Origin of the sequence: Piscinibacter sp. (genome assembly GCF_050175855.1) — a bacterium.
Classification (GTDB): domain Bacteria; phylum Pseudomonadota; class Gammaproteobacteria; order Burkholderiales; family Burkholderiaceae_C; genus Piscinibacter.
On the sequence record NZ_JBFXIO010000333.1, the window covers coordinates 1 to 5,788 of the forward strand.

A 5,788-nucleotide genomic window follows, 5' to 3' on the forward strand; every position below is an offset into this window, starting at 1 on the left:
GATCTCCAGCATGCCGACGCGGTCGAGTTCCTCGGCGCCGCCGTCGGGCAGCCGCCAGGCCGCGGCGAGGCGTTGTCGCGCCGCGCTCGGCTCGGCGGGCGCGCCATGGGCGGCACCGCCGAGGGCGATGGCGCCCAGCCCGGCGAGAAAGTGCCGGCGCGGCAGACCGGCGATGTGGTGGAAACGGAGGTGTGCGGGCAGCGAAGTCATACCGCCATCATACGCTAAGTGAGAATGGTTCTCACTTGCGTTGAATCAGGATGCGCCGTCGGCCGCCGCCCAGCGGCGGTACAGCGCCGCGATGTCGGCCGGCGTGGTGCGGCAGCAGCCGCCGATCAGGCGGGCGCCGGCCTCGGCCCAGTGCAGCGCCGCACCGGCCAGCGCGTCGCCGCCTGCGTGGGCGGTGCCGCGCCAGGTGCGGGTGACGGCGTCGTACTGCTCGCCGGCATTCGGGTAGACGACGATCGGCTTGGCGGTGTGGGCGCGCGCGATGCGCACCAGCGAGTCGATGTGCTGCGGAGGCGTGCAGTTGATGCCGATGGCCGCCACCGCCGCGAAGCCGTCGAGCGCGCCCACGCAGTCGGCGAAGGGCCCGCCATCGCTGACGTGCTCGCCATCGCGGCAGGAGAAGCTGATCCACGCCTCGGCGCCGGGAAGTTCCGCCAGCAGCCGCGCCAGCGCACGCGCCTCGACGAGGCAGGGCACGGTCTCGCAGGCGAGCAGGTCGGCGCCGGCCTCCGCCAGCACGCGCAGCCGCTCGCGGTGGAAGTCCATCAGCGCTTCTTCGCGCAGGCCGTAGTCGCCGCGGTACTCCGAGCCGTCGGCGAGCATCGCGCCATAGGGGCCGACCGAGGCCGCCACCAGTGGCCGCGCGCGCTGGGCCTGGGCCGGATCGGCCTGCGCTTCGCGCCAGAAGATGTCGCGCGCCTCGCAGGCCAGCGCCACCGCCAGGCGCATCAGCCGCGCCGCTTCGTCGTGGCCGATGCCGCGCCGCGCGAAGCCTTCGAAGGTGGCCTGGTAGGTGGCGGTGGTGGCCACGTCGGCGCCGGCGCGGTAGTAGTCGAGATGCACCTCGCGGATCAGCGCCGGCTGTTCGATCAGCAGGCGCGCCGACCACAGCGGATCGTCGATGTCGGCGCCGCGCCGCGCGAGCTCGGTGCCGAGCGCGCCGTCGAGCACGAGGTGGTGGTGGCGCGCGAGCCAGCCGGCGATCACGCCGTTCGGAGGGGCTGGCATGTTCCTCTCAATTCCCGGCGACGCGCCAGACCACGTCGCCCACGTCGTCGGCGACCAGCAGCGACTTGCCGTCCGGACCGATCGCCACGCCCACCGGGCGGCCGTACGAGACCGACTCGTCCGGGGCCAGGAAGCCCCACAGGATGTCGCGCGGTGCGCCCGCGGGCCGGCCGTTGGCGAAGGGCACGAACACCACCTTGTAGCCGCTGAGCGTGCTGCGGTTCCACGAGCCGTGCTGGCCGATCACCATGCCGTCGACATCGAAGCCCGGCAGGGTGCCGGCGGGCATCCAGCACAGGCCGAGCGAGGCGGTGTGGCCGCCCAGCGCATAGTCGGGCGTCAGCGCTCGGGCCACCAGGGCGGGGTCCTGCGGCACGCGGTCGTCCACCGTCTGGCCCCAGCAGCAGTACGGCCAGCCGTAGAAGCCGCCGTCGCTCACCGAGGTGAGGTAGTCGGGCGGCGTCTCGTCACCGAGGCCGTCGCGTTCGTTGACCACGGTCCAAAGCCGCCCGGTGACCGGCTCCCACGCCAGGCCGACGGGGTTGCGCAGGCCGGCGGCGAAGATGCGGCACTGGTTCGTCGTCAGGTCCAGCTCGTAGATGCAGGCGCGGCCTTCCTCGGCCTTGAAGCCATGCTCGGCGATGTTGCTCAGCGAGCCGACACCGACGTACAGGCGCCGCCCGTCGGCGCTGGGCAGCAGGCTGCGCGTCCAGTGTCCACCGGGCTTGAACGTGGACAGCCGGCGTGGAGAGGCCTCGATCCGCGTGGTGCCCGGCGTGTACGGGAAGGCCATCACGCCATCGGTGTTGCCGACGTAGAAGGTGTCGCCCACCAGCGCCATGCCGAAGGGCTGGTTGAGGTTCTCGAGGAAGGCGTGGCGCTGCTCGGCCACGCCGTCGCCGTCGGCGTCGCGCAGAAGGGTGATGCGGTTGGGGCTCACTCCGAGCGCGGCGGCACGGCGCATCGTCGCCACCATGGCGTGGTCGAACAGCGTGCGCGGCGCGCCGCCAGCCTGCTGCAGCGCCTCGGCCACCGTCACGTCGCCGTTGGGGAGCACCTGGATCCAGCGCGGGTGCTTCAGCCCGGCGGCGAAGGGGTTGACCTTCAGGCCCGCTGCGGCCGAGGGCAACTGCCCGGCCGACCAGCCCTGCGCGGTGGGCATCTTCAGCGTCGGGATGCGGCCCTGCGGCTGGGCCTGGGGAATGTCGGGCGCAGGCCCCATCGCCGGGATGTGCTGCACGCGGCCCTGCAGGCGCCGCCAGCGGATGGCGCCCGCGCCGACCAGGGCGACCGCGCGGGCAAGGGTGTCGTAGACGGCCATTCGAATCCTCGGGGTCAGGCGCTCATTGTGGTGCGGCCGGCAGCTCGCGTGCCGTCAGCCACAGGCGCAGGTCGAACTCGAGCTGGTGGTAGTGCGGTTCCATGTGCTCGCACAACGCGTAGAAGGCCTTGTCGTGCTCGCGCTCTTTCAGGTGCGCCAGTTCGTGCACGACGATCATGCGCAGGAAGTCGGCCGGCGCCTCCTTGAACAGCGAGGCGATGCGGATCTCGCGCTTGGCCTTGAGCTGGCCGCCCTGCACGCGCGAGACGGCGCTGTGCGTGCCCAGTGCGTTCTTCAGCACGTGCAGCTTCGGATCGAAGGCCACCTTGGACAGCGGCGGCGCGCTGCGCATATGGCGTGCCTTCAGCTCGCAGACGTAGTCGTACAGCGCGCGCTCGCTGCGCACCATGTGCATCTCGGGGTGGCGCTGCGCGACGGTCTGCGCGAGCCGGCCGGCATCGATGAGCGATTGCACCTGCGCCAGCAGCGCGGGCGGGTAGCCCTGCAGGTAGCGCAGCGTCACGCTGCCGCGCTGCGGCCCCAGGCCAGCAGCAGGTTGTTGGCCGGCATCGTCACGCGCTCGCGCAGCACCAGGCCCGCGCGCGCCGCCTCCCGTTCGACATCCTCGCGGCGGCGCAGCCCCCAGGCCGGGTCGCGTGCGCGCAGGTCGGCGTCGAAGGCGAGGTTGCCGCTCGAGGTCGGGACCTCGTCCTCCAGGTACGGGCCGTAGGTGACCAGCAGCCCGCCGGCCGCGAGGTGCCGCGCCGCGCCCTGCATCAGCGCGGCACAGCAGGCCCAGGGCGCGATGTGCAGCAGGTTGGCGCAGTAGATCGCATCCACCTGCGCGGGCACACCGGGCCAGTGCGGCTGCAGCACGTCGAGCCGGATCGGTGTGGCCACGCGATCGAGACCGGCGCACCAGGCGCTGATCGAGGGCAGCGATGCCGCGTCGAAGTCGCTCGGCAGCCAGCGCCAGCCGGGCAGGCCGGCGCTGCAGAAGGCCGCATGCTGACCGGTGCCGCTGGCAATCTCCAGCAGCGTGCCCTGCGGCGGCAGCAGCCGCTGCAGCTCGGCGAGGATGGGCGCGCGGTTGCGCTCGGCCGCGGGGCTGTGGCGGCGCGCCTCGTCGTTCATGGGGCGGCCGGCTGTTCCAGCGGCCCGCCCAGCGCGTCGATCAGGTCGGGCAGCAGGCCGCGCAGTTCGCCGGTGGTGATCGCCACGTCGGCATCGAAGCCGCCGTCAGCGTCGCCCTGGCCGCTGCCTTCGAGCACCACGTCAAGCAGCTTGATCTTCTTCAGCACCAGCGCATCGGTGAGCACGAAGGAGACGCGGCTGTTCCAGGTCAGCGCGAGCTGCGTGGGCAGCTTGCCCTGCTTGATGTGCTCGCCCACCTCGTCGATCTCCAGCGTGTGGCGCGCGTAGCGCACCGCGGCCTTCTCGCTGTCGGGCTGCTTGAGCTCGCACTCGCGGTCGATGCTGAAGCCGCGCGGCGGCTCCTTGTCGCTGAGCCAGGCCGACATCGCGGTGGCCGGCGACAGCGCCGTCTGCAGCGGCGCCAGGCGCAGGCCACCGAACAGCTCGACCAGCCGCGTGACCACCGCATCGGCCTTCTTCGTGCTCGACACGCCGATCAGCACGCGCTTGGCGGCGAGGTCGATCCACACCAGCGTCGACGATCGCTTCGGGAAGGCGCGCGGCAGCAGCTCGTGCACGATCTGCTCCTTCAGCTCGCGCTTGGCCTTGCCCTTGGGGCGGCGGCCGGTGTCGGCCTCGATCTGGTCGAGCTTGGCTTCCAGCTGCTGCTTGACCACGCCCGAGGGCACCGGCTTGGCCTCCGAGCACAGCTTGAGGATCAGCTGCCCGCCCACGCTTTCCAGCAGCGCGCCGTGCTTCTCGCCGCGCGGCTCCACCCAGCCGGCGGCTTCGGGCTGCGTGGGGCCGCACTCGGCGAAGCGCGAGCCCTCCAGGCGTTGGGCGATCTCGGCCTGCGTGGGCGGCTCCCACTGGTCGATGCGGTAGACGAGCGCGTTCTTGAACATGGTGCGAGGGCGGGGTCGGGGCGCGGATTCTAGGGTGCGCCCCGCGGCGCACGCTGCGAGCGGATCAGACCGCCAGCGCCCCGGCCGCGCAACCCGCTGCGATCATCGACGCCAGCGTGCGCACGTGGTTCCAGCGCAGCCAGCCGCGCAGGTAGGCGGGCCAGTAGTCCTGCGCCTCTCGCGAGGCGGGGTCGAGCCGGGCCAGGCGCTCGTTGCGCGGCACGTTGCAGGCGGCCGTGACGCCGAACGAGCCGACGAGGTAGCTCAGGCCCGCGGTGAGCAGCAGCGAAGAGCGCGTCGTGCCCCAGGGGAAGAAAGCGGCGAGCACGCACAGGCCGGCCAGCACCGCCGTGCCCACGAACAGGCCGAGGAACAGCGGGTTGAGCACCACCACGTTGATGCGCTGCATCGCCTGGATGCCGTGTTCGGCCGGCAGCTCGGCCAGCGCCTTCATCACGAAGGCCGAGAACGCGAAGAACACGCCGCCGACCAGGCCGGCGCCGAGGCTCACGAGCAGGGGAAGGGAGTCGAGCATGCGTGGCGCGAGTGTCGCTCACGCATGCTGCTTCAGCGGCACCGACGGATCACAGGCCACGGCGGGCGCAGGGCTCTTGCCGCCCTCCAGCAGCTTGCGCGCGGCCATGTGGTCCAGCGGCGCATTGACGCTCTCCACACACACGAGGCGCTCGCCCTCGTAGTGCAGCAGCGAGAAGCTGGCCGGCGTGGGGCCGGGCCGACGGTAGCGAACGCCGTCGGCCGGCATCACCCCGGCCATCTGCAGGCGCATCGGCCCCTGCTCCGACCAGAACCACGGCAGCGCGCGATAGGGCTCCGGCGCGCCCTGGATCGTCGCGGCGGCGGTCCTGGCCTGGTCGTTGGCGTTCTGCACCGACTCCAGCCGCAGCCGGCGCGCGCTGCCCTGCTCGGGGAAGCTGGCGCAGTCGCCAATGACGAGGATGGCCGGGTCCGAACTGCGCATGGAGGCATCGACCAGCACGGCACCGTCGCGCGGGTCGCAGTCCAGCCCGGCGGCCTGCGCTAGCGCCGTGTCGGGCGCGGCGCCGATGCCCATCACCAGCAGCTCGACGAGCTCGCGCCGGCCGTTCACCGACAGCGCGGCGAGCCGGTCGCCCTCGACCACGAAGTCATCGACCGTCACGCCGAGGCGCACGTCGATGCCGGCCGCGCGGTG

At 72.4% G+C, this 5,788-nt stretch carries 7 protein-coding genes and 1 pseudogene; all 8 read right to left on the minus strand.

Features of this window, described 5'->3' with window-relative positions:
- Window positions 1–210 (minus strand): annotated as a pseudogene (locus AB7U92_RS20545) (hypothetical protein); the annotation flags it as partial.
- A gap of 45 nt (window positions 211–255) precedes the next feature.
- The gene (gene mmuM / locus AB7U92_RS20550; RefSeq protein ID WP_428581348.1) at window positions 256–1,236 is read right to left on the minus strand and encodes a homocysteine S-methyltransferase; all 981 of its coding nucleotides are present in this window, start codon (window positions 1,234–1,236) and stop codon (window positions 256–258) included.
- A 7-nt stretch (window positions 1,237–1,243) separates the two neighbouring features.
- Window positions 1,244–2,557, minus strand: a complete 1,314-nt coding sequence (locus AB7U92_RS20555) for a PQQ-dependent sugar dehydrogenase (RefSeq protein ID WP_428581351.1) — start codon at window positions 2,555–2,557, stop codon at window positions 1,244–1,246.
- A gap of 22 nt (window positions 2,558–2,579) precedes the next feature.
- Window positions 2,580–3,074 carry a YgjP-like metallopeptidase domain-containing protein gene (locus AB7U92_RS20560; RefSeq protein ID WP_428581365.1) on the minus strand — a complete coding sequence of 165 codons (495 nt, stop codon included), beginning with the start codon at window positions 3,072–3,074 and terminating at the stop codon, window positions 2,580–2,582.
- Between the two features lie 2 nt (window positions 3,075–3,076).
- Window positions 3,077–3,691, minus strand: a complete 615-nt coding sequence (locus tag AB7U92_RS20565; RefSeq protein WP_428581354.1) for a DUF938 domain-containing protein — start codon at window positions 3,689–3,691, stop codon at window positions 3,077–3,079.
- A complete protein-coding gene (locus AB7U92_RS20570; RefSeq protein WP_428581357.1) occupies window positions 3,688–4,596 on the minus strand; it encodes a recombination-associated protein RdgC in 909 nt (302 codons plus the stop codon). Before AB7U92_RS20570 ends, AB7U92_RS20565 begins: the two co-directional genes overlap by 4 nt.
- 64 nt (window positions 4,597–4,660) lie before the next feature.
- Entirely contained in the window at window positions 4,661–5,131 is a 471-nt protein-coding gene (locus AB7U92_RS20575) for a DUF1772 domain-containing protein (protein WP_428581359.1), read from the minus strand.
- Between the two features lie 18 nt (window positions 5,132–5,149).
- Window positions 5,150–5,788 (minus strand): oxidoreductase C-terminal domain-containing protein (locus AB7U92_RS20580; RefSeq protein ID WP_428581362.1); only part of this gene is annotated, 639 nt, incomplete at its 5' end.